General features: G+C 42.4%; 18 protein-coding genes and 1 tRNA gene. 14 read left to right on the top strand and 5 right to left on the bottom strand.

Going from position 1 to position 23,106, the window contains the following annotated elements; genetic code table 11:
* The 10 genes from I595_RS16265 to I595_RS16220 all read left to right on the top strand — a co-directional run.
* Positions 1-1,171, top strand: a 1,171-nt coding sequence (locus I595_RS16265) for a gliding motility-associated C-terminal domain-containing protein (RefSeq protein WP_172675970.1), incomplete at its 5' end; no start/stop codon positions are given.
* Positions 1,172-1,192: 21 nt separating this feature from the next.
* The gene (locus I595_RS16260; protein ID WP_054560512.1) at positions 1,193-2,134 is read left to right on the top strand and encodes a PorP/SprF family type IX secretion system membrane protein; all 942 of its coding nucleotides are present in this window, start codon (positions 1,193-1,195) and stop codon (positions 2,132-2,134) included.
* 3 nt (positions 2,135-2,137) lie between these two features.
* Positions 2,138-4,081 (top strand): OmpA family protein, encoded by a 1,944-nt coding sequence (locus I595_RS16255; RefSeq protein ID WP_054560511.1) that lies wholly within the window; start codon positions 2,138-2,140, stop codon positions 4,079-4,081.
* 193 nt (positions 4,082-4,274) lie between these two features.
* Positions 4,275-4,348, top strand: a tRNA-Arg gene (locus I595_RS16250).
* A 423-nt stretch (positions 4,349-4,771) separates the two neighbouring features.
* Entirely contained in the window at positions 4,772-6,256 is a 1,485-nt protein-coding gene (locus tag I595_RS16245) for a xylulokinase (RefSeq protein WP_054560510.1), read from the top strand.
* 5 nt (positions 6,257-6,261) lie between these two features.
* A complete protein-coding gene (gene xylA / locus I595_RS16240; RefSeq protein WP_054560509.1) occupies positions 6,262-7,587 on the top strand; it encodes a xylose isomerase in 1,326 nt (441 codons plus the stop codon).
* Between the two features lie 23 nt (positions 7,588-7,610).
* The gene (locus I595_RS16235) at positions 7,611-8,636 is read left to right on the top strand and encodes a LacI family DNA-binding transcriptional regulator (protein ID WP_054560508.1); all 1,026 of its coding nucleotides are present in this window, start codon (positions 7,611-7,613) and stop codon (positions 8,634-8,636) included.
* 69 nt (positions 8,637-8,705) lie between these two features.
* A complete protein-coding gene (locus I595_RS16230; RefSeq protein WP_054560507.1) occupies positions 8,706-9,227 on the top strand; it encodes a 5' nucleotidase, NT5C type in 522 nt (173 codons plus the stop codon).
* Positions 9,228-9,229: 2 nt separating this feature from the next.
* On the top strand, positions 9,230-9,949 hold the full coding sequence (locus tag I595_RS16225) for a carboxylesterase family protein (RefSeq protein WP_054560506.1): 720 nt from the start codon (positions 9,230-9,232) through the stop codon (positions 9,947-9,949).
* Positions 9,916-10,686, top strand: a complete 771-nt coding sequence (locus I595_RS16220; RefSeq protein WP_054560505.1) for a M15 family metallopeptidase — start codon at positions 9,916-9,918, stop codon at positions 10,684-10,686. The genes I595_RS16225 and I595_RS16220 overlap by 34 nt, the downstream gene beginning before the upstream one ends.
* A gap of 123 nt (positions 10,687-10,809) precedes the next feature.
* On the opposite strand, the gene I595_RS16215 is transcribed toward I595_RS16220, so the two are convergent.
* From I595_RS16215 to I595_RS16205, 3 genes are all read right to left on the bottom strand, one after another.
* On the bottom strand, positions 10,810-11,922 hold the full coding sequence (locus I595_RS16215; protein ID WP_316934169.1) for a THUMP-like domain-containing protein: 1,113 nt from the start codon (positions 11,920-11,922) through the stop codon (positions 10,810-10,812).
* Between the two features lie 73 nt (positions 11,923-11,995).
* Complete coding sequence (locus I595_RS16210) at positions 11,996-13,096, bottom strand: AI-2E family transporter (RefSeq protein ID WP_054560504.1); 1,101 nt, start codon at positions 13,094-13,096, stop codon at positions 11,996-11,998.
* A 4-nt stretch (positions 13,097-13,100) separates the two neighbouring features.
* Positions 13,101-13,748, bottom strand: a complete 648-nt coding sequence (locus tag I595_RS16205) for a DUF4159 domain-containing protein (protein WP_054560503.1) — start codon at positions 13,746-13,748, stop codon at positions 13,101-13,103.
* Positions 13,749-13,789: 41 nt separating this feature from the next.
* On the opposite strand from I595_RS16205, the gene I595_RS16200 reads away from it, so the two are divergent.
* On the top strand, positions 13,790-14,560 hold the full coding sequence (locus tag I595_RS16200; protein ID WP_054560502.1) for a DUF1223 domain-containing protein: 771 nt from the start codon (positions 13,790-13,792) through the stop codon (positions 14,558-14,560).
* Here the strand turns inward: I595_RS16200 and I595_RS16195 are convergent.
* Positions 14,557-15,261 (bottom strand): 16S rRNA (uracil(1498)-N(3))-methyltransferase, encoded by a 705-nt coding sequence (locus tag I595_RS16195; protein ID WP_054560501.1) that lies wholly within the window; start codon positions 15,259-15,261, stop codon positions 14,557-14,559. The two genes, I595_RS16200 and I595_RS16195, sit on opposite strands and share 4 nt — an antisense overlap.
* An 11-nt stretch (positions 15,262-15,272) precedes the next feature.
* A complete protein-coding gene (gene tsaD, locus I595_RS16190; protein WP_054560500.1) occupies positions 15,273-16,298 on the bottom strand; it encodes a tRNA (adenosine(37)-N6)-threonylcarbamoyltransferase complex transferase subunit TsaD in 1,026 nt (341 codons plus the stop codon).
* A 99-nt stretch (positions 16,299-16,397) separates the two neighbouring features.
* On the opposite strand from tsaD, the gene I595_RS16185 reads away from it, so the two are divergent.
* From I595_RS16185 to gap, 3 genes are all read left to right on the top strand, one after another.
* The gene (locus tag I595_RS16185) at positions 16,398-20,837 is read left to right on the top strand and encodes a translocation/assembly module TamB domain-containing protein (protein ID WP_245628311.1); all 4,440 of its coding nucleotides are present in this window, start codon (positions 16,398-16,400) and stop codon (positions 20,835-20,837) included.
* Positions 20,838-20,965: 128 nt separating this feature from the next.
* Positions 20,966-21,952 carry a 6-phosphofructokinase gene (gene pfkA, locus I595_RS16180; RefSeq protein WP_054560498.1) on the top strand — a complete coding sequence of 329 codons (987 nt, stop codon included), beginning with the start codon at positions 20,966-20,968 and terminating at the stop codon, positions 21,950-21,952.
* Positions 21,953-21,976: 24 nt separating this feature from the next.
* The gene (gene gap, locus I595_RS16175) at positions 21,977-22,978 is read left to right on the top strand and encodes a type I glyceraldehyde-3-phosphate dehydrogenase (protein ID WP_054560497.1); all 1,002 of its coding nucleotides are present in this window, start codon (positions 21,977-21,979) and stop codon (positions 22,976-22,978) included.
* Positions 22,979-23,106 lie beyond the last annotated feature (128 nt).

The following is a 23,106-nucleotide window of genomic DNA, read 5'->3' as shown; positions in this document are numbered from 1 at the left end:
CGTGGACGACCCAAGCACCCCGGCAGACCCCAATGGGGAGACAACGGACCCCAACAATGCGGATACGGACGGAGATGGTATTTCTGATGGCCAAGAGGCCTTGGATGGTACGGACCCGAACGATTCCTGTGATTCGGTGGGCGGAACACCGCTGGGAACGGCCGATTGTGATAATGATGGCCTGACCAATGATGAGGAGGCCACTGGCGTGGACGACCCAAGCACACCGGCAGACCCTAATGGTAACACCACTGACCCCAACAATGTGGATACGGACGGAGATGGTATTTCTGATGGCCAAGAGGCCTTGGATGGCACGGACCCGAACGATTCCTGTGATTCGGTTGGCGGAACACCGCTGGGAACGGCCGATTGTGATAATGACGGCCTGACCAATAACGAAGAAGCCACTGCGGGAACTGACCCTAATGAGCCAGATTCCGATGGTGATGGTATTCCCGATGGCGAAGAAGTGGCAAACGGTTCAGACCCCTTAAATGCCTGTGACCCAGATAATGGTAATCCGCTTTGTGATAGTGATGGTGACGGACTTACCGATGCGGAGGAAGAACTACTGGGAACAGACCCCAATAATCCAGATTCAGATGGGGACGGTATTGATGATGGGCAAGAAGTGGTTGATGATACCAATCCATTGGACGACTGTGATTCTATCAACGGCACACCATTGGGCACAAGTGATTGTGACCAAGATGGCCTTACCAACGATGAGGAGGTAGCCATAGGTACCGATCCTGACATGGCAGATACGGATGGTGATGGCATAAATGACGGTCAGGAAGTACTGGACGGTACCGATCCTTTGGACGGTTGTAGTTCTAGAGGAGGTTCACCACCTCCAGAGTTGGCTTGTGACATCGCTATTGAAAATGACTTGGTAGATCCCAATATTGATGGCGGTATTTTCCGAATAACCAATATTGAATCCTTCCCTGAAAACACTGTGGAGATTTATAACCGATGGGGGGTAAAGGTGTTTGAAGTCAGAGGTTACGACAATGCTTCCAATGCTTTTAGGGGTATTAGCAATGGTAGGGCCACTGTACAACAGTCACAGGAATTGCCGGTTGGCGTGTACTATTATATTGTCAACTATACCACCGATGGTGATGCAAGGTCAAGAACGGGATACTTATATATCAATCGATAATCAAAAGAAAAACAGACTAAGATGAAAAAAGTAATTATATCACTTGTTTTTAGTGTTGGGTTTCTTTTGCAGTTGCACGCCCAACAGGACGCCCAGTATACACAATATATGTATAACACCCTATCCGTAAATCCTGCCTATGCTGGATCTAGGGGTGTATTTAGTATTGCTGCCCTTCACCGCTCCCAATGGGTTGGCCTAGATGGTGCGCCTAGGACACAGACGCTTAATTTTCATACCCCCGTGAGTGAGCGTGTGGGGTTGGGGCTCTCTGTGGTCAATGATGAAATAGGTAACGGTACCAATCAAGATACGTATTTTGATGGTGCCATCTCATATACCGTGCCCACCGGTGAGACGGGTAAGTTATCCTTTGGATTAAAGGCGGGAGGACATTTTTTGAACGTTGACTTTAATCGGCTTCGGAATTTTCAGAACCAAGGAACCCCATCATCACCAGTAAATATTGACAATAAATTTTCCCCTAATTTTGGTGCCGGTGTTTATTACCATACAGATAAGTTTTATGCCGGTCTGTCAGTCCCCAATTTTTTGGAAACTGAGCATTTTGATAGATCTGGTTCTGGGGGAAATTCCTTTCTTGCCCAGGAACGTATGAACTGGTACCTCATAACTGGGTATGTCTTTGATGTCAACTATGATTTAAAATTTAAGCCAGCCATTCTGCTCAAAGCGGTGCAAGGGGCTCCCTTACAGGCAGATGTGTCTGCCAATTTTCTCTTTAGGGACAAATTTTCCTTTGGTGCCGCCTACAGGTGGAGCGCCGCGGTAAGCGCATTGGTAGGGATGCAATTGTCCGATCAATTGATGATAGGCTTGGCCTATGACCGTGAAACCACGGCCCTAGGCGGAACCCAGTTTAATGATGGTTCTTTTGAGGTGTTCCTCAGGTATGAACTTAAGACCAGATATCGTAAAGTGTTAACCCCAAGATTCTTTTAAGCCATGACAAAGAAGATACAATTATTTATGGTGACTTTCCTATTCATAAGCACATCGCTGCTAGGACAAGAAGGAAAGATAAACCGTGCACAAAAGAAATTTGAGGACTATGCCTTTATGGATGCCATTGCCAGTTATGAAGAATTGGTAAAGGAGGGCTACTCAGAACAGGAAATCTACGCGAGCTTAGGTAACGCAAATTATTTAAACGCCCAGTATGCGGAAGCCGCAAGATGGTATGGCAAACTGCTAGAGCTACTGGGACCGGATATGGAAAGCGAATATTTGTACAGGTACGCGCAGGTCTTAAAATCTACAGGTGATTATAAGGCTTCAGATAAGGTGATGGAACGCTTTAAGGAAGCCAGTTCAAAGGATAATAGAGCGGTGTTGTTCAAAGATAAAAAAGACTATTTAAAGACAATCGAGGCAAACTCTGGACGGTACGCGATAAAAAACCTTATCATAAATTCCGCTGTCTCCGATTTTTCACCTGCATTCCATAAAGACGGTATTGCGTTTGCAACGGCAAGGGATACCGGTATCACCTCAAGAAAAATCCATCAATGGAACAAAGGGGCTTTTTTGAATTTGTATTTGGTCACCAAAGATGAAAATGGCGATTTGGGTAAAATTGAACGCTTCCCGTCAGAATTGAACTCAAAAACCCATGAATCCTCCGCAGTATTTACCCCAGATGGCAAAACCGTTTATTTTACTAGGAATAATGCGGATAACAATCGTTTTAAAAGAGATGGGAAAGGCATAAGTAGATTAAAGATTTTTAAAGCGGAGCGGATTGCGGACAAATGGACGAATATTACGGAGTTGCCCTTTAATGAAGATGGCTATTCCGTTGCACATCCCGCGTTAAGTGCAGATGGGAAAATGCTTTACTTTTCCTCGGATATGCCGGGTAGTTTGGGAGCCTCGGACATTTTTAGTGTAACCATAAATGATGACGGCTCCTATGGCAAGCCCACCAATTTAGGAACCACCGTGAATACCGAAAGCAGGGAAACGTTTCCCTATGTGGTTGGGAGCACCTTGTACTTTGCATCAGATGGACATCCGGGTCTTGGGGGTCTGGACGTATTTGCAACAAAATTAGACGGTTCCAGTATGGAGGTCTTAAATCTGGGTAGACCTATCAATGGCCAGCAGGACGATTTTTCATTCATCATCAATAATTCCGGAGAAGGTTATTTTGCCTCTAACCGGACTGGAGGTATGGGAGATGATGATATTTATGCTTTTCAGGAAAATGAAGCCCTACAATTTGAGTGTTTGGTGACCTTAAAAGGTAGGGTATTGGAAGCGATTACCCAAAGTGCCATTGCAGAGGCGCAAATATCGGTGGTGGATGCGGACGGTAAAATTATAAACAGTATGACAAGTGATGCGAACGGCATGTTTGATGTCCCTGTAGATTGTGCTACGACCGGGGCCAGCCTGGTGGTGAATAAGCAAAGCTTTGCCACCAGCGCTTTGCCGGTTCACATAAAACCTGGGCGAGTGAATGAAGTGGAGGTCAAACTTGCCAAAGAGCCCATACGGCCTGTTTTCAATAATGGTGCAGACCTCATCTCTGGCCTTGGCCTAGAGCCGATACTTTTTGATTTGGACAGTGCGGAAATCAGACAGGATGCGGCTTTGGTGTTAAAGCGGGCAGCAGCGTATTTAAAGGAAAATCCCGGGCTACAAATAGAAATTCAATCACATACTGATGCAAAGGCATCCGATACATACAACCAAAAACTCTCCCAAGCCCGTGCAAAAGCTACTTTTGACTATCTGGTACTACTTGGCGTTAATCCACAAAATATGACTTACCAAGGCTATGGGGAAGATCAGCTTATTAACGATTGTAAAAATTGGAAACAATGTTCCAAAAAGGAGAATGAGAGAAATAGAAGGTCTGAGTTAATCGTTGTGAAATTCATGTGATGTGGCTATCCTATAAAATCTGTATGCAATGAAACCGACGCCCTTTGGATTTTCATCCAAGAGACGATAAAATTTATATCATAATCCTAGTATGATATTTATGGGTTATCGTATATTTGCCACCGCAAAAACGGTCGCGCAGTTCGCTTTTTTCCTTTACTAGGTAGATGGGAACCTTCGCAACCGATGACAAGGTCGCGTAGCTCAGCTGGATAGAGCATCTGCCTTCTAAGCAGACGGTCATAGGTTCGAATCCTATCGCGATCACATATTAATGGATAAAAAGGTAACAAAAGCAGGCTAAAATAAGTAGTCTGCTTTTGTTGTTTAGGGAGTTATTTTCACTGAAAGTCAGAAAAAATCACCGGTAGAATAACGGTCAACCATAATGATGGATAGCATCAATTTTTTATTTAGCAACTCCTTTTGTTAGGTAGTTAGTAAAATACCTTCTAAAACCTAGTATTAGTGCCATTCTAGGGCGAAGGTTGTCTCATACGCCCCTCTGTTGCTGTGAGATTTGCGAAAGCGTTTTCGTAGTTAAGTATTTTTTCAAACAACTATAAATCAGTAGTTTGATTTAGCTATACGGTGTTGTTGAAGGACAATACGGCTTGTGTATGTAATTGGTCATACTACTAACGAAACTATTTCTATAACTTTGAAAACACCACCATAGACCTTTTAGTTATGTATTATTTGGGGATAGATTTGGGTAGCTCATCCGTAAAAATTGGCCTAGTGGATATCACTTCCGGTAAGCGTATTGCGCTAGTGCAGCAACCTAAAGCAGAAATGTCCATGAAAGCAGTGGAAAAAGGTTGGGCAGAACAAAATCCTGAAGCCTGGTACCAGCATGTTTGTAACGGAATTAAAGAACTGTTGGCAGCCCAACAACTAGATGCTACTAAAATTTTAGGCATTGGCATGGCTTATCAAATGCACGGGTTGGTGTGTTTGGACCGGGATGGTAAGGTTTTGCGGGATGCTATCATTTGGTGCGATAGCAGGGCAGTGGATATAGGTAATACGGCCTATCAAGCCATGGGCAAGGTTACTTGCGATGAAAGGCTTTTAAACGCTCCTGGAAACTTCACGGCTTCCAAATTAGCATGGGTCAAACAAAACGAGCCACGGCTTTTTGCTAAGGTACACAAGGTGATGCTTCCTGGGGATTATATCGCCTATCGTTTGAGCGGTAACATCAATACTACCATAACTGGACTTTCCGAAGGTATTTTTTGGGATTTTCAACAAAATCAGGTTTCGGAGGACGTTTTGGGCTTCTTTGGTTTTTCGCCCCAGCTCATTCCGGATATTGTCCCTACTTTTGGCATTCAGGGTCGGGTTTCCCAGCAAGGTGCCAAGGACAGTGGCCTGTCTGTGGATACCCCTATTTGTTACCGATCTGGAGACCAACCCAATAATGCCCTTAGCTTAAATGTCTTTAACCCCGGCGAAATAGCCGCTACGGGCGGAACCTCTGGCGTGGTGTATGCCGTAACGGACAATGTAGCGGTCAAGGAAACCTTACGGGTCAACCATTTTGCCCACGTCAACTACAATGGAACGGATTGCCGTAATATAGGTAAACTGTTGTGCATTAATGGTGCAGGAATACAATACCGATGGCTATTGAATAATTTAGATGTTGGTTCATACGAAGAAATGAATGAATTGGCAGCTACGGTGCCAAGCGGTTCGGATGGTTTGTTGGTGATTCCTTTTGGTAATGGGGCGGAACGGATGTTGAACAATATAGAAGTAGGTACACAATTTGTTGGGTTAAATCTAAATAGGCATACCAAGGCACATCTATGTAGGGCGGCTTTGGAAGGTATCGCCTTTGCCTTTGTATATGGGATGGAAATTATGCAGGAAGATGGTATCCATGCCAAAACCATGCGTGCTGGGAACGACAATCTTTTTCGTTCTCCGTTGTTTGCCAACGTTATAGCTACCTTGACTAATTGCACCATTGAAATTTACAATATTACGGGTGCCATAGGTGCAGCACGTGCCTGTATCTTGGTAGAGGGCGATCAAGCGGCTTTTTCAGCCTATACCAAAAATGACCACGTCATCACTTTTGAGCCCGGGACAAAAGCCCCAGAGCTTATAAACGCCTATCAGAACTGGAAACAACAATTAGAAATTACCATACATAAATCATAACTACCATGGCATTACTAGGAGACAAGGAATATTTTAAAGGAATAGGAACCATTAAATTTGAGGGCAAGGACTCTGATAATCCTTTGGCATTTAAGTTTTACAATCCGGACCAGTTGGTTGCCGGTAAAACCATGCGCGAGCATTTTAAATTTGCCATGGCCTATTGGCACACGCTTTGCGGAACGGGGGGAGACCCTTTTGGGCCTGGTACCAAGATATTTCCTTGGTCGTTGGATAGTGACCCTGTGCAAGCGGCCAAGGATAAAGCAGATGCGGCCTTTGAGTTTTTGACCAAAATGGGGTTTGATTATTACTGTTTTCATGATTTTGATTTAATAGATGAAGCGCCCACCCTGGCCGAATCAGAAAAACGAATAGAAAAAATTGTGGATTATCTAAAGGAAAAGCAAGCTGCTTCCGGTGCTAAGTTGCTCTGGGGTACTTCCAATTGTTTTTCCAATCCCAGATATATGAATGGTGCCGCCTCCAACCCAGATTTTGAAGTGGTTGCCAGGGCAGGGGCACAGGTTAAAATTGCCCTTGATGCTACCATGGCACTTGGTGGCGAAAATTACGTGTTCTGGGGTGGGAGGGAAGGTTACATGTCCCTTTTGAACACGGATATGAAGTTAGAGCAAGACAACATTGGTCGGTTTTTGAACATGGCCAAAGACTATGCAAGGGGACAAGGTTTTAAGGGAACCTTTTTTATTGAGCCTAAACCCATGGAGCCTACCAAGCACCAATATGATTTTGATGCGGCCACGTCCATTAACTCCATCCGTGAATATGGTTTACAGGACGATTTTAAATTAAATATTGAGGTCAATCACGCTACTTTGGCACAGCATACCTTTCAGCATGAGCTGCAAGTTGCGGCCAATGCGGGTATGCTAGGAAGTATTGATGCCAACCGTGGGGATTACCAAAACGGTTGGGATACGGACCAGTTCCCCAATAACGTATTGGAAACTGCCGAGGCCATGTTGGTATTTTTAAAAGCTGGCGGTTTACAAGGTGGGGGAATCAACTTTGATGCCAAGACCAGACGTAACTCCACAGATTTGGAAGATATATTTTTGGCCCATATTGGAGGTGCGGACACGTTTGCCAGAGCGCTACTCATCGCGGATGCAGTCCTGCAAAAATCCCCTTATGAAGATTTATTGGGCAAACGGTACAACTCCTTTGATAAAGGTAAAGGTGCGGACTTTGTGGCAGGTAAATTGTCGTTGGAGGACTTGTACCATTTTGCATCGGAAAATGGAGACCCCAAGCAGACAAGTGGAAAGCAAGAGTTGTTTGAAAATATCCTCAATCAATACTCCTAAATAAAGGCTAAAGTGAAGCGTACATGTCCAAACTGACCTTAAAGCAAATTGCCGCCCATTTTGGGGTGGCGGTCTCCACTGTATCCAAAGCGTTGCATGATAGCTATGAGATTAGTGAGTCACTTAAGAGCCAGATCAAGGCATACGCCATTGAACATAATTACCGCCCCAATAGACTGGCCATAAGTTTATTGAACAAAAACACCAAAACTATTGGGGTGGTGATACCCAATATCCTGAACTATTTTTTTGTGCAGGTGTTGTTTGGGGTGGAGAAAGAAGCCAATAAAAAGGGGTATAGTATCATTACCTGTAGTACCAATGAGTCTTTTGAAAAAGAGGAGCAGACCCTAGAGTTTTTAAGATCTGGAGCGGTCGATGGCCTTATCCTGTCCACCGTGGCAAAAGGGGGGCAATACAAAGTGCATCAAAAGTTACTAGGGCAGTTGTTGGAAGATGGGATGCAATTGGTTTTGTTTGATAGGGTCATAGAAGATGTGGCCTGCGATAAGGTGGTGGTGGATGATGTTGAAGCTGGTTACAAAGCGACTAAGTATTTCTTGGACACCCAATGCCAATCAGTTGCCGTTGTCAATCCCATCCCTGAATCCAATATTAGTCAACTAAGGATAGAAGGATATAAAAAAGCCTTAGCAGAACGGGATATTCTTTTTGACCCTAAATTGATTGTGGATGTGGACAAACAGACAGATATAGACCTGTCGCTATCCTTTTTATTGAACTATAAGACCATTACCGCTATTATGGTACTGGACGAGATTACGGCCGTACAGGTAATGCAGATTGTAAGGACCCGGGGATACCATGTACCCAATGATATCGCCATTATAGGCTTTACCAATGGCCAATTATCTAAATATGTTACCCCTTCCATGACCATGATAAGCCAACACGGCAGTTATGTAGGTGAGACCGCTGCAAAGGTTCTGATAGACCGCATAGAACGTAAGGATGGTAAAATGCCTTTTAAGACCAAAATCATAAAAACCAGTTTGCTGGTGAGGGAATCCACCAAACCACGTTTGTAAGTTTTATTGATTAGCGATGGTTTTTCTTTGCAATTCCCACCTTTTTAAGGAACTTCACAAAAAAAAAGCATGACCATTTTTGTAGATATGGATGAGGTGATTGCGGATACCTACCAAGGACATATCGACCTTTATAACCAGGAGTTTAATGGCAATTTCACAAAAGCCGATTGTGATGGTAAGGACTTTTGGCAAGTGGTGCCTCAGCAGCATATAGAGAGTGTAAGAAGCCATGCCCGGAGAAAAGGGTATTACATCAACTTAAAAGTGATTGAACACAGTCAGGAAGTGCTCAAGCAATTAAGTGAAAAACACCAAGTATTTATAGCCTCCGCTGCGATGCAGTTCCCTAATTCGTTGATAGAAAAATCTGACTGGCTAGATAAATATTTTCCCTTTATCCCTTGGCAAAATAGGATTTTGTGTGGGGAAAAGTACATACTAAATGGTGATGTGCTCATTGATGACAGAAGTTATCATTTACGAAAATTCCCGAAAAGGGGAATTTTGTTCACCTCTCCGCATAATACCAAAACTGATGGACTGGAGCGCGCCAATTCTTGGTTGGACATTGCCGATAAATTTTTATAAGGATGATAAATAAATTACTATTACTATGCATCGTTATCAGTTGTGCCTTATCCTGCAGTGCACAGAGCCGTTTGGTTGAGGGGAAAATGGTTACCGTAACCGAAGAAAAATTAGAGTATTATCTCTATTATCCAAAAGAGTATGATGAATCAAAGGAAAAGGGTTTTGGAATATTGGTGTTTCTTCATGGAGGTGGTGAGTCTGGTGAAGAGCTTGAACTGATAAAAAAGAACGGTCCCCCAAAATTATTGGTTCAGGGCAAGGAATTTCCTTTTTTGGTGTTGGCACCGCAAAATCCGCATAAAAGGCAATGGTGGAACATCAGGGCGGTAAATAAACTAGTAGATGAGGTGGTCACAACCAATAATGTGGATGAAAATCGAATCTATTTGACCGGACTAAGCCGTGGTGGCGGCGCGGCTTGGAGTTTAGCGGTGCAATATCCGGAAAAATGGGCGGCCTTGGCCGTGGTCTGCGGTATGGCCCCCGCCCCATATGCCCATTGGATAGCTAAGGAGTTGCCTATTTGGGTATTTCACGGTGATGAAGATGAGTCCATTCCTGTTGGCGAATCAGACGCTATGGTCCAAAGATTAAAGGAATTGGGCCATGATGTTAAATACACACGATATGAAGGGGTAGGCCATAACGCCTGGGATAAGGCATACACTACAGTAGAATTGTACGAATGGATAGCAGCACAACAAAAGCAAAAGAATTAGTTATTTGGTTTTTAGTAGGATGTACAACACTGCTATCCTGCAAGAACATTACAAAAACAAGCCCTGAAATTCTAGAAGCGGCAAAAAAGTTGCCGGAAGTTGTGAGTGATTCGGTTTTGGTTGACACTCTTGCCACTAAGAAGCCACTAAAAGTGGAACCACCAACCCTAAAAACCTTTGAGGGCCTTGCTGATACCACCTTTGTGCGGCTTGCAGATTTCAGTAGTGATTTTGCATATGATATGCGCTACGCTACGGAAAACAACTTTTTAAAGGCCAAAGTATACGATTGCGCAGAGTGCTATACACGGGTAAAAACAGCAAAAGCCTTGATTGCCGCAAATAAAGAATTTTTGAGTAGTGGCGTCAAGATTAAGTTTTTTGATTGTTATAGGCCAAACTATGTGCAATACAAAATGTGGAAAATTGTTCCCAATCCCCAGTACGTGGCAAACCCTGTAAAAGGTTCTATCCATAATAAAGGAGGTGCCGTAGATATTACCTTAGTGGATTTAGAAGGTAATGAACTAGATATGGGAACCGATTTTGATTTTTTTGGAAAACGGGCCTATCATGATAATTTAGATTTGCCCCAAACCATTCTTGATAACAGAAAATTACTAAAGGAAACCATGGAAAAACACGGTTTTTGGTCCATACGTACAGAATGGTGGCATTATAACTTATCTACGGGAAGTAATGATAAGGTGGCAAATTTTACGTGGGAGTGCAAGTGAGGCTGCCGTTGGTGCAGCATATTAAAGATAAGGGTTCATTGTCCCACAGATTAAAAAGATGAGGTTGTTTAATGGGCAACATTTTAGAGAAAATAGGGTTTTAGGCCAGTTTTGCCCATAAAGCTATTCTTTTTTACAGTGAATCACGGCAGCCTTATTGTTTACATCCGTCGTAAAAAAAAGATAATGACTTCCCCCATCCTTAATGGAAAACTTTTTGCGGATATGGGCCACAGTTTCAGAAAAGTTACGTGTGCTTATGTTGGCTTGCTGTGAGTGCCACTTCTTAAGGTGTTTTTTGTGGAATCCATGGACTTCAAGAATTTTAAAACGCCTTCCCGGAAAGGCTATAGGGTGTTCAGAGGTGTATAAGTGTGAGTGCTCTTGTAGTTTTTGAAGCTGGTAGTGCTGTCCTATGGATTTAAATCCTCCAGACTTCATAATGGCCGCATTGGGTACGTAAAGGTAAGTTTGCGGCATACCAAAATGTGATTGGGCTACCAATTCATTGTTTTGGTAGAATTCAAAGATGTCCTCCCCATCGTTTTTTAAATTACACGTTTTAATTTTAATAGCTCCACTAAACCCCTTCTCCAAAACCCAAAGAAGCTCTTTAACTTCGTTTTTGACGGCAACAACATGAATTTCCTTTACAAAGTCCAGTTCAGAAATCCCCTGTGAAATATCTAATAGGGGAGAGGTCTTAATGAGGATATGATGGGACTTTTTAAATAGCAATTCAAGATTTTTTGGTACATTAGGTAGGCAATCTTTCAATAAAAAAACCTTTCCCTTGGTATCACTTCTTCTAGAGGGATCTACAAAAATCCAATCAAAAAGGGCGTCGGATTTCCGCAGAAAATCCAGACCGTTTTCAGCCTTAAAAAAGATGTTTTTGGTTTTAAAAACCTTTCCATTGTGGGCTGCTATTTTGGACAGCTCCTTGTTGATTTCAAAGTGGAAAACCGTTCCTATTTTTTGAGCAAAAAAATGGGTGTCCACCCCAAGTCCTCCGGTAATATCCACAAGGGTTTTGCCTTCTACCAATTTGGCTTTATACGCTGCGGTCCGTTCAGAACTGGTTTGCTCAATATGGAGTTTGTTGGGGTAATAAATTCCTGATGCGGCAAACCAGCTGGGGAGTTTGGTTTGGCACTTTCCCTTCGCTTCCAGTTGTTCGGCAAGCTCTTTTTGGGTCACCTCTGGAAATAAGGGCTTTTGAAGCAGGACTGACACGATGTCAGTATTTAAATTATTATTTATAAAATCCTGTACACCAGTATTTAAAATATTTTTATTCAAAGTGATACTATAGATTTTTAGTAAGCTTTTTAACAAAGCTGTTTTCGCTTAAAAACTCCTTTAAAATCACTTTTATGGCGGTGTATCCGGGGACGGCAATGACCATGCCCACCACCCCAAAAAGCAATCCTGAAATGATGATGATCAAGAATATTTCCAACGGATGTGACTTCACCGAATTGGAAAAAATAAACGGTTGTGAAAAGAAATTGTCTATGAGTTGGCCGATGAACAAACCGATGAAAACATAAAGGGCCTTGGGCAAGATAACCGAGCTAAAATCTGCCCCAAGAAAACTGGTCATGGTAAGGGTAATCATAATGACGCCGCCAACGATCGGACCAACATACGGAATGATGTTAAACAGCGAACATAAAAACGCGATGACTATGGCATTTTCGACCCCTACTATAAGAAGGGTAATTGTGTAAACGATAAAGAGGATGAACAGTTGTAAAAGAATGCCCCCAAAGTATCTTGATAATAAGTTATTGATGCTATCAATGGACTTCACCATATTACCTTCCTTGGTGTTGGGAACAAATGTTAAAATGCCATTTTGAAATAGTTTGCTGTCCTTTAAAAAGAAGAAGGATATAAATAGTACGGAAAATAAGCCAACGCTAAAATCGCTTAAAATATTTAAGAATGAGTTCAAAAAGTTTGGAATAAAGGAAAGGTTAAGTCCTTCCAATACGTTTTTTTCCAATTCGGAATCTTTTATCATGTCATTTACATTGCTTGTGGTGATTCCAAAATAGTCCACAATTTGGGCGTAGAGGAGGTTAAGATTGCTTCTTAAGTCTTCAATATCCAATAATGATAGGTTTTTGCCCTGCTCATTGATCAACGGGATAAAAAGGGCTAGAATGCCTACAAATACCCCGAGCATCAACATCATGGTGAGGATTACCGCCAAAAGATTGGGGAGTTTAAGTTTTCTTCGTAAAAAAAGTACAATGGGCCTTCCCAAAAGGGCAATAACGGCTGCGATGGCCAGATAGCCCAATACAGACCTTATCTGATATAAAAAATAGCAACCCAGTACAATACCGGATAACACAAACACGGCCCTTAAAATACCGTTGGCAATGGTGGTAGCTTTCATTAGATTAATTATTAAAAGCGTATGCTATAATATTGGCACCCATTTCAAGGGCTTTACGCCTTACGTTTTCTGGGTCGTTATGTACGGAGGCATCTTCCCAACCGTCCCCAAGATCACTTTCGTAGGTAAATAAGAGCAATAATCGGCCTTGGTGGAAAATCCCAAAAGCTTGGGACCGTTTTCCATCATGTTCATGGATTTTTGGCAATCCGTCGGGAAAATCGAACACGGTGCTGAAAATAGGGTGGTCACTCCCAAGTTCTTCCAGTTGTTTATCTGGAAAAACCTTCACCAGTTCCCTCCGCAAGTAGGTATTCATTCCATAATTATCGTCTATGTGTAAAAAGCCACCGGATAAGAGATAGGTCCTTAGATTAGCAGCCTCCTCTTCCGAAAAGAAAACATTGCCGTGACCGGTCATATGTAGCATGGGATACTGGAAAATTCCAGTATCCCCAGCACTTACGCTGCTGGGTTTTGGTGCTATTGTGGTATTGATTTCTTGGTTGCAAAACGCTATTAAATTTGGTAGTGCCGTGGGGTTGGAGTACCAGTCGCCACCACCACCATACTTAAGAATACCTAATTGCTGTGCATTGGTACCAGTCATAAAAAAAGTTAAAACAAGGCACACCACCGTAAGTTGCTTCATAGGAACACGATTAAAGGAACAACATCAAATTTAGACATAAAATGATTAAAAAGACGATAGGTGTTTCAATGGTGCTGGCGACCTTATTGGCCATTGTGGCCTATTCTGGGCCTATGCCACAAAAGACATTGGAACCAGATGTGGAAAACACCCTTGCGCCAATAGTGGTTTTGGAACTTTTTACCTCACAAGGTTGTTCCAGCTGTCCGCCCGCGGACGTGCTGCTAGAGAAAGTAAAAAGCCAATTTCCAAAAAAGGTGTTCGCACTTTCTTATCACGTGGATTATTGGAATTACATAGGTTGGAAAGACCCTTTTAGTAAAGCAGCTTATACCAAAAAGCAGCAAGAGTACAACCGTAAGTTTAAATCCAATACCAATTACACCCCCCAATTAGTGGTAAATGGAGCCACCCATGTTGTCGGCTCCAATACACAAAAAGTACAAGCGGCCATAGGGAAATTTGGTCAACAAAACAGCGAAAATGGTGTAAAGATAGTTTCCTACGCAAAGGATAAGGGAAAAGTGGAGGTTAGGTATATGATTCTAGGGGCTCTTGACAACAAATTACTAAGGGCGGTACTAGTGATAAATGAGCGTGTTACCTCGGTACCCAGGGGTGAAAATAGAAATAGAAGCTTAAAAAACACCAATATTGTTATCGCGGAAAGTTACCAAGAGGCCACTTCTGGACACGGTAAACTTAGTATTGATATTCCGGTAACCGTAAGGCCAGACGATGTGCTAACCTTAATGCTTATTGTAGAAAATAAAGAATTGGGTATCACAGGTGCTGCAAAAACCGCTATTTAATTGTTTACCATGGCAACAACGGTACAGGCATAAATGGCGGCGGTCTCCGTTCTCAAACGATTTCTCCCCAGTGATACCGGCATGTATCCCTCTTGGTAGGCGGTGTTTATCTCATTAAGGCTAAAATCACCTTCCGGGCCTATAAGAACTATACAATCCTTATCTGCCTGTAAGCGTCTTTTGAGCTCAACTTTTTCCTCTTTTTCACAATGCGCGATAAATTTTAAGTCCCCTTTGGTGTTTTTTACAAATTCTTCCAATGTAATCATGGGGTTTAGTTGTGGTAAAAAAGTTTGTAGGGATTGTTTCATGGCAGACTGCAAAACACGGTTAAAACGTTCTGGTTTTATGGATTTACGTTCAGACCGTTCACATAAAATTGGTGTGATTTCGTTAACCCCAATTTCCGTGGCCTTTTCTAAAAACCATTCAAACCTATCGTTCATTTTGGTTGGTGCCACGGCAAGGTGCAGTGAATGCAGTCTTGGGATGGTTCGTTCTTGGGATATTAACTGCGCCTTACACTTCTTGGTATCCGCATTAATAATCTCTGCTTTAAACAGGTAGCCTTTACCGTTGGTGATGTGAAGGATATCACCATTGGTCTTTCTTAAAACCTTGGTAATGTGCTTACTTTCATCTTCCGGAAAATAAAACTGTTTAAAGCTATTGTCTAAGGAAGGATTGTAAAATAGTTGCATAAAGTGTCATGTTATAAGGTGTATCTGGCCTTTGCTGCGATTCCCTGTTCCGAAAATTCGTCGTTTAAAAATTTATAATAACCCACTATGCCGATCATGGCTGCATTGTCTGTGCAGTATTCAAACTTTGGAATATGTGTGGACCACCCCATGGAGCTTTCTGCCTCCAATAATCGTTGGCGTATCCCGGAGTTGGCAGCAACCCCGCCTCCAATGGCAATTGTTTTTACCCCAGTTTGTGCAACGGCGGCCTTTAACTTATCCATTAAAATTTCAAGAATGGTAAACTGGATAGAGGCGCAAATGTCGTTTAAGTGATTTGTTATAAAGTCTGGTTGTTTTTTAGTTTCTCTTTGGATAAAATAAAGAATGCTGGTTTTTAAGCCGCTAAAGCTAAAATTAAGTCCATCAACTTTTGGCTTTGGAAAGGGGAATGCCTTAGGATTTCCCATTTGTGCATGGGCATCCAGTAAGGGTCCGCCAGGATAGGGCAGCCCAAGTAACTTGGCACTTTTGTCATAGGCCTCGCCCACCGCATCATCTAGGGTTTGGCCCAAAATTTCCAAATCAAAAAAATCGTTGACCAGGACAATCTGTGTGTGCCCGCCACTTATGGTCAACGCCAAAAAGGGAAAGCTAGGTCTCTTTTGTGCCGTATCTTTTATAAAATGGGCCAAAATATGTGCTTGCATATGGTTTACCTCAATCAAAGGGATTCCCAATCCAAGGGACATGGATTTGGCAAATGAGGTGCCAACCAGTAATGAGCCCAACAGTCCGGGACCGCGAGTAAATGCTATTGCCGCTAGTTGTTTTTTGTCGATATTTGCCTTGGCCAAAGCCTGATGGACAACGGGAACAATATTTTGTTGGTGCGCACGCGAAGCCAGTTCTGGAACAACCCCACCATACTGCTCATGTATTTGTTGTGTGGCCACAACATTACTGAGCACGTGATCGTTGCAAAGGACTGCTGCAGAGGTGTCATCACAGGAGGATTCAATTGCAAGAATATAAATCTGGTTTTTATCCACCATTTTTGGAACAAAAGTTGTTAGTACAAAGATAAAAGGTATAGTGTTATCAAAAAACTGAGAAAAATACTGCTTCGCACTCTTTTGGTAATCTTACTCTTGTTGGTTATCGCAACAGTGGTGTTTTCGCTTCCTGCGGTGCAAACCCACCTTGCCAAACGGGCTACAGATCATCTGAACACTACCTACGGTACGGGTTTTTCCATTAAAAAGGTAAAGTTTTCCCCCTTTACCTTGGGAGTGGATATCAATGAGATTTTTGTGGAGGACCACCGTAAAGACACCTTGTTTTATATTCAGGAGCTTTCCACTTCCCTGCTCAGCTTAAAAAACATACGTGATGGCCAATTGGAATTTGGAGGTATAAGTGCCAAAACCCCCTATTTTAAGATGAAAACCTATGAAGGGGAGGAGGATTCCAATCTGGATGTTTTTGTAGCCAAGCTTACGGATAGTTTACCACGGGACCCCGGTAAACCACCATTTTATTTATCGGCAACGGAGATTACCATGCAGGATGGGCGTTATCGGTTAATCGATGAAAATAGGGAAACCGTTCATCTGCTCAATTTTGATGAGCTACAGATTACCGCTACAGACTTTTTGGTGGTTGGCCCCAAGGTGTCCATGCAAATAGAAAGTTTGGCGCTGCACACCCAAAGGGAATTGCGAATACAACAGCTAAAGACCCGATTTAAATACACCAAACAACAAATGCGTTTTGATAGTTTGCTGCTCCGTACCACGGCGTCCAAACTGCAGGGCGATCTGGTGTTTGATTATGAGCGTAAAGATTTTAAGGACTTTTTGAACAAGGTAAAAATCACGGGTACGTTCTTGGATTCTGAGGTTGCTTTTGATGAAGTCAATGTGTATTATAACGAATTTGGCAGGGACAAAAAAGCGCTGTTTTCGGGTACGGTTCAAGGTACTTTAAACGATTTTGAAGCTAACGAGCTTATTCTGCTGTCAGACAATACCGGGGTACGGGGAGATTTTAGGTTCAGAAACATATTTAAACGCTCAGAACCTTTTATCATGAACGCTAAAATGGATAATGTAACCTCTAGTTACTATCAATTAAGAGGGCTGTTGCCAGATATTTTGGGCAAATCCATTCCCAGTTCATTTCAAAAATTTGGACAATTTACCATTCGGGGGAATACGGAGGTCACCCCTTCTTCGGTAGATGCGGAAATTAACCTACAGACCGCCATCGGAAGCAGCTATTCAGATTTGCAGATTACCAACATTACCAATGTGGACAAAGCCTCCTACCGTGGATTTATTTCTTTGATGAGTTTTGATTTGGGGGCATTTGCCAACAGTAAAAGGTTGGGTAAGGCCACTTTGGACGTTAATGTGGAAGGTAAAGGTTTTATAGCAGATTATCTTAACACGGAAGCCATAGGGGAGGTATACAGTATTCAGTTCAATGGGTATACTTATCAAAATCTAAAGGTTTCAGGAATTTTAAAAGAATCCCTTTTTGATGGCAATTTGGTGGCCGATGACGAAAACTTTAAATTAAGTTTTAAGGGACTTGCAGATTTTGCCGAAGAGCGAAACAACTTTAATTTCATTGCGGATGTTGCTTATGCAGACTTTAATGCCCTGAATTTTGTTAAGAACGATATATCCATTTTTAAAGGTAATGTTAGAATGGACATCACAGGAAATACCTTGGATAATATGTCTGGGGAAGTCAAATTTCAGGATACCAATTACGAGAATGGAAACGACACCTATTATTTTGATGATTTTAAGATAACATCCATCTTCCAGAAAGATTCCACAAGATTGGTGGAAATCAACTCTCCGGACATCATCACCGGTTACATGCGGGGAAAATTTAAAATAGCGGAATTGCCCAAACTCTTTCAGAATTCCGTGGGCAGTATCTATACCAATTACAAACCTTTTGAAATTTCCAGTGGTCAAAAACTCGACTTCAACTTCAAGATTTACAACAAAATTGTAAACCTACTGATGCCGGATGTCAATCTAGGGGCAGGTACCTTTATTAAGGGAAATATCGTGGCTGATGAGGGCGATTTAAAACTAACTTTTAAATCGCCCGAGGTGGCCGTATTGGACAATAAATTAGATGATATAGAACTAAAAATTGATAATAAAAACCCCCTTTTCAATACCTTTATTTCCGTGGATAATATGTCTACGGTCTACTATGACCTTAAGGATTTTCAACTAATCAACACTACGCTAAAGGATACCTTATTTTTTAGGGCAGAATTTAAGGGTGGCAGCGCACTTAATGATAGCTATAACCTTAATTTTTACCACACCTTTAATCAAAATAACAAGTCCGTTATCGGCCTTAAGACTTCTGAAGTGAACTTTAAGGGGAACAAATGGGTGCTGAACAAGGCAGGAAATCGTAAGAACAAAGTGATCATTAACCGTTCCTTGGATAGTATCCAAATTTCGGATATTGTCATGGACAATGGCAAGAATGAGCAAATAAGGCTTAAAGGGGAACTTGCGGATTCTACCTATAAAGATTTACAGCTTCAGTTTAAGATTGTTTCCTTAAATAAAATAACCCCAGAAATCGATAGTTTGGCCTTGGATGGCGAGGTCAACGGATTTTTGAACATCTTGCAAAAAGAAGGAAAATACCTGCCGTCTGCCAGTTTGGAAGTAGGAAATTTTTCGGTAAACCAAATGGAACTGGGGGATATGGAGCTTGTGGTCTTTGGAAATAATGACCTAACGGAATTTGGGGTAAATTCTTGGTTGGTACAGGAGGGGCAGGAGCGTTTTGGTCTCAATGGTAAAATCAACAATAATCCCACTGGGACTACCCTAGATTTATTAGCCTCCTTGAACGATTTTAATTTGAGTCCGTTTGCACCCCTTGGCCAGGGCATCATTTCAGAAATAAGGGGTTTTGCCAGCGGCAACGCAAGAATTACCGGTGCTGTGGATAGTCCCTTAATTGATGGGAGCCTTAGCTTAAACGAAGCTGGCCTGGGCATCCCTTACCTGAATGTGAATTATGATTTTGCACCATTGTCCCGTATACGCTTGTTTGACCAGACCTTTGAATTTCAGGATATTCTGTTGAACGATACGGTATTTGATACCCAAAGTGTGTTGGATGGTACCATTAGCCATACCGCTTTTGATGATTGGATATTAAATTTAAACGTGGAAACACAGAACGATCGTTTTCTTATCTTGAACACCGAGTTTGACGAGGGCCAGCTTTACTACGGTACTGGGTTTGTGTCTGGTACCGGGCAGATTTACGGGCCCACCACTGCATTGAATATTGATTTTGAGGGTGCATCTGCCCGCGGAACGGAGTTAAAGATACCGCTTAGTGATGTAACCAGTGTAGGGGATTATTCCTTCATTAATTTTACGGAAAAACGTTCTTTAAATGACATGGTCAAAGAAAGAACGGTAGAGGAATATAAGGGTGTGGAACTCTTTTTTGATTTGGAGGTTACCCCAGATGCAGAGGTGGAAATTATTGTAGATAGGGAATCTGGAAGTACTTTAAAAGGAACGGGTGCAGGGCTTTTATTGATAGAAATCAACACCAATGATAAATTTATCATGAATGGCGAGTTTGCGGTGGTTACCGGTGATTTTAGGTTTAAAAGGGCCGGCATTATAGATAAAACATTTGTTGTTGAACCAGGTGGGCGTTTAATTTGGGAAGGTGACCCATTGCAGGCCCAGCTAGACTTGCAAGCTAAGTATGCATTAAATGCCAATCCTGCCCCACTGTTGGATAACCCCGGTTATACCAGGCGTATTCCTACAGAGGTTGTCGTAAGGCTAGATGGAGTCCTGGAAAGTCCCACCATAGACTTTGACATCCAATTTCCAGGAACCAACTCGGTGGTAAAATCAGAATTGGAGTATCGTTTACAAGACCCCACAATCGAAAGTAACAACGCCTTCTTTTTATTGGCACAGGGTACTTTTGTCAATGAGCAAACGGGCCTAAATCAGCAGGCGGTAGCTGGAAATATATTGGGTGAGGCGGCCTCTGGCCTTCTGAATCAGGTATTGGGTGAAGGTAATGACAAACTTAACATTGGATTGTCCTATGAACAGGGCTACTTAGACGGGAATACGGGCATAGATACGGAAGATCGCATTGGGGTAAACATCTCCACACAAATATCCGATCGGGTTTTGGTCAATGGCAGGGTGGGTGTTCCGGTAGGTGGCGTGTCCCAAACCGTAGTTGCTGGTGACGTTGAAGTTCAAATTTTGCTAAACGAGGATGGTTCCTTAAGTGCTAAGGTGTTTAACCGTGAAAACGAAATTCAACAGTTTTTGGCAGATGGCCAGCAAGGCTATACCCAAGGGGTAGGTCTTTCTTACCAAGTAGATTTTAATACTTTTCAAGGGTTGTTTCGGCGTATTTTTAATTTGGACAAAAAGGAAGTGGAATCCAGCAAAAAGCAAAAAGGGAACCTAGAAAAACAACCTTTTAATTCCGTTATGGGCAAAGACAGTCTAATCCAGTTTTCCAGCAAACGGAAACAACCAAAGATATAGGGAATTTGCGGTTGTTCTGGAAGTTTGGCCAAGCGAAATCGATTGAGTTACGCTTTAATTTCAAATTAGGACAAAGGTCATTTTTTTATTAGAAGAAGTTTGCTAGTTTTGGTTTTTTATTACCAAAAATGACCAAACAGATAAAGAAAATTGCCGTATTGACCTCAGGTGGGGATTCCCCAGGAATGAATGCCGCAATCCGTTCGGTAGTAAGGACTTGTGCTTTTATGAAGCTGGAATGTGCAGCTATTTACAGGGGCTACCAAGGGATGATAGATGGAGACTTTAAGGACATGACAGCACGGAGTGTCAACAACATCATCAACAAGGGGGGTACCATTTTAAAATCTGCCCGTTGTGAAGAGTTCAGAACGCCGGAGGGAAGGCAAAAGGCCTATAATCAGCTTAAAAAACACAACATTGATGCTTTTGTGGTCATTGGCGGTAACGGTAGCTTCGCGGGTGGGTTAAAATTCAATGAAGAGTTCAATTTTCCGGTAATGGGCATTCCGGGCACCATTGACAATGATATTTTAGGCACCTCTTATACCATAGGTTTTGATACGGCCATTAATACCGTAGTAGAGGTCATTGATAAAATACGGGATACCGCAAGTTCCCACAACCGCCTTTTCTTTGTTGAGGTCATGGGGCGGGACGTAGGGCATATTGCCTTAAATGCCGGGGTTGGGGCCGGAGCTGAGGAAATATTGATTCCAGAACAAAATTTGGGATTGGAAAGATTGTTGGAATCATTAAAAAGAAGCAAGAAATCTGGAAAATCCTCCAGTATTGTAATTGTTGCAGAGGGGGATAAAACAGGAAAAAACGTTTTTGAACTCAAGGATTACGTGGAGGAACACTTACCTATTTATGATGTAAGGGTTTCCGTTTTAGGCCATATGCAAAGAGGCGGGAGTCCCACCTGTTTTGATCGTGTACTGGCAAGTAGAATGGGCGTTAAAGCAGTAGAGGCCCTCATGGCCGGCAAATCCAATTATATGGTTGGTATTAGGGACAATAATTTAATCTTGACCCCAATCAGCGAGGCCATTAAGGCCCATACGCCAGTGGATGAGGAGCTGGTGCGGGTATCTGATATAATGACAACATAACATTTAAATATTAAATACAATAGAATGGCAAAATTGAAAATTGGTATTAACGGATTTGGAAGAATAGGACGTTTGGTCTTTAGAGCTTCCTTTAAAAGGGATGATATAGATGTGGTGGCCATCAACGATTTGTTGGATGTGGAGCATTTGGCATATCTATTAAAATACGATTCAGTCCACGGAAGGTTTGATGGTACCGTTGAAGTAAAAGATGGTCATTTGGTGGTAAATGGCAATACCGTGCGCATCACGGCAGAACGTGACCCTAAAAATTTAAAATGGGATGAGGTAGGCGCTGAAATTGTTGCGGAATGCACCGGTATTTTCACTACTATGGAAACGGCACAGTACCATATAGACGGTGGTGCTAAAAAAGTCGTCATATCAGCACCGTCCAAAGATGCGCCCATGTTTGTGGTTGGGGTAAACCACCATGAGGTAAAAGCCAGTGATACCATTGTATCCAATGCATCTTGCACCACCAACTGCTTGGCACCGGTCGCAAAGGTCTTGAACGATAATTTTGGTATTGAGGAGGCATTGATGACAACCGTGCATGCTACCACAGCAACCCAGCTTACGGTAGATGGTCCGTCAAAAAAGGATTACAGGGGCGGAAGAAGCGCCATGTTAAACATTATTCCTGCTTCAACAGGAGCTGCAAAGGCGGTAACCAAAGTGATACCCGCTTTGGAAGGCAAGCTTACCGGTATGGCCTTTAGGGTTCCCACAGCAGATGTTTCCGTGGTGGACTTAACCGTTCGTTTGCAGAAAGAAACATCCTATGAGGAAATTAAAAAGGCCTTTAAAGCGGCCTCGGAAGGAGAGTTAAAAGGTGTTCTTGGCTATACGGAAGACGCGGTGGTGTCCCAGGATTTTATCTCCGACCCACATACCAGCTATTTTGATGCCTCTGCGGGAATTGAGTTGAACCCCAAGTTTTTCAAAATTATTTCTTGGTATGATAATGAGGCCGGTTTCTCCAATAAAATGTTGGATTTATCCGCCCATATCGCAAGTTTATAAATTTTTAGAATGGTTTACATTCCCAAGTTCACTTTATAAAGCGTTCTTGGGAATTTTTATTGGCCTAGCCAAAAGGGTAAATGACTATTTGGTTTGCCTGCACATCACATTTTTTAGTTCTTTAGAAC

This window comes from Croceitalea dokdonensis DOKDO 023 (assembly GCF_001306415.1).
Taxonomy (GTDB): Bacteria; Bacteroidota; Bacteroidia; order Flavobacteriales; family Flavobacteriaceae; genus Croceitalea; species Croceitalea dokdonensis.
The sequence above is the reverse complement of the archived record's forward strand: the minus strand, read 5'-3'. Positions and strand labels throughout refer to the sequence as shown.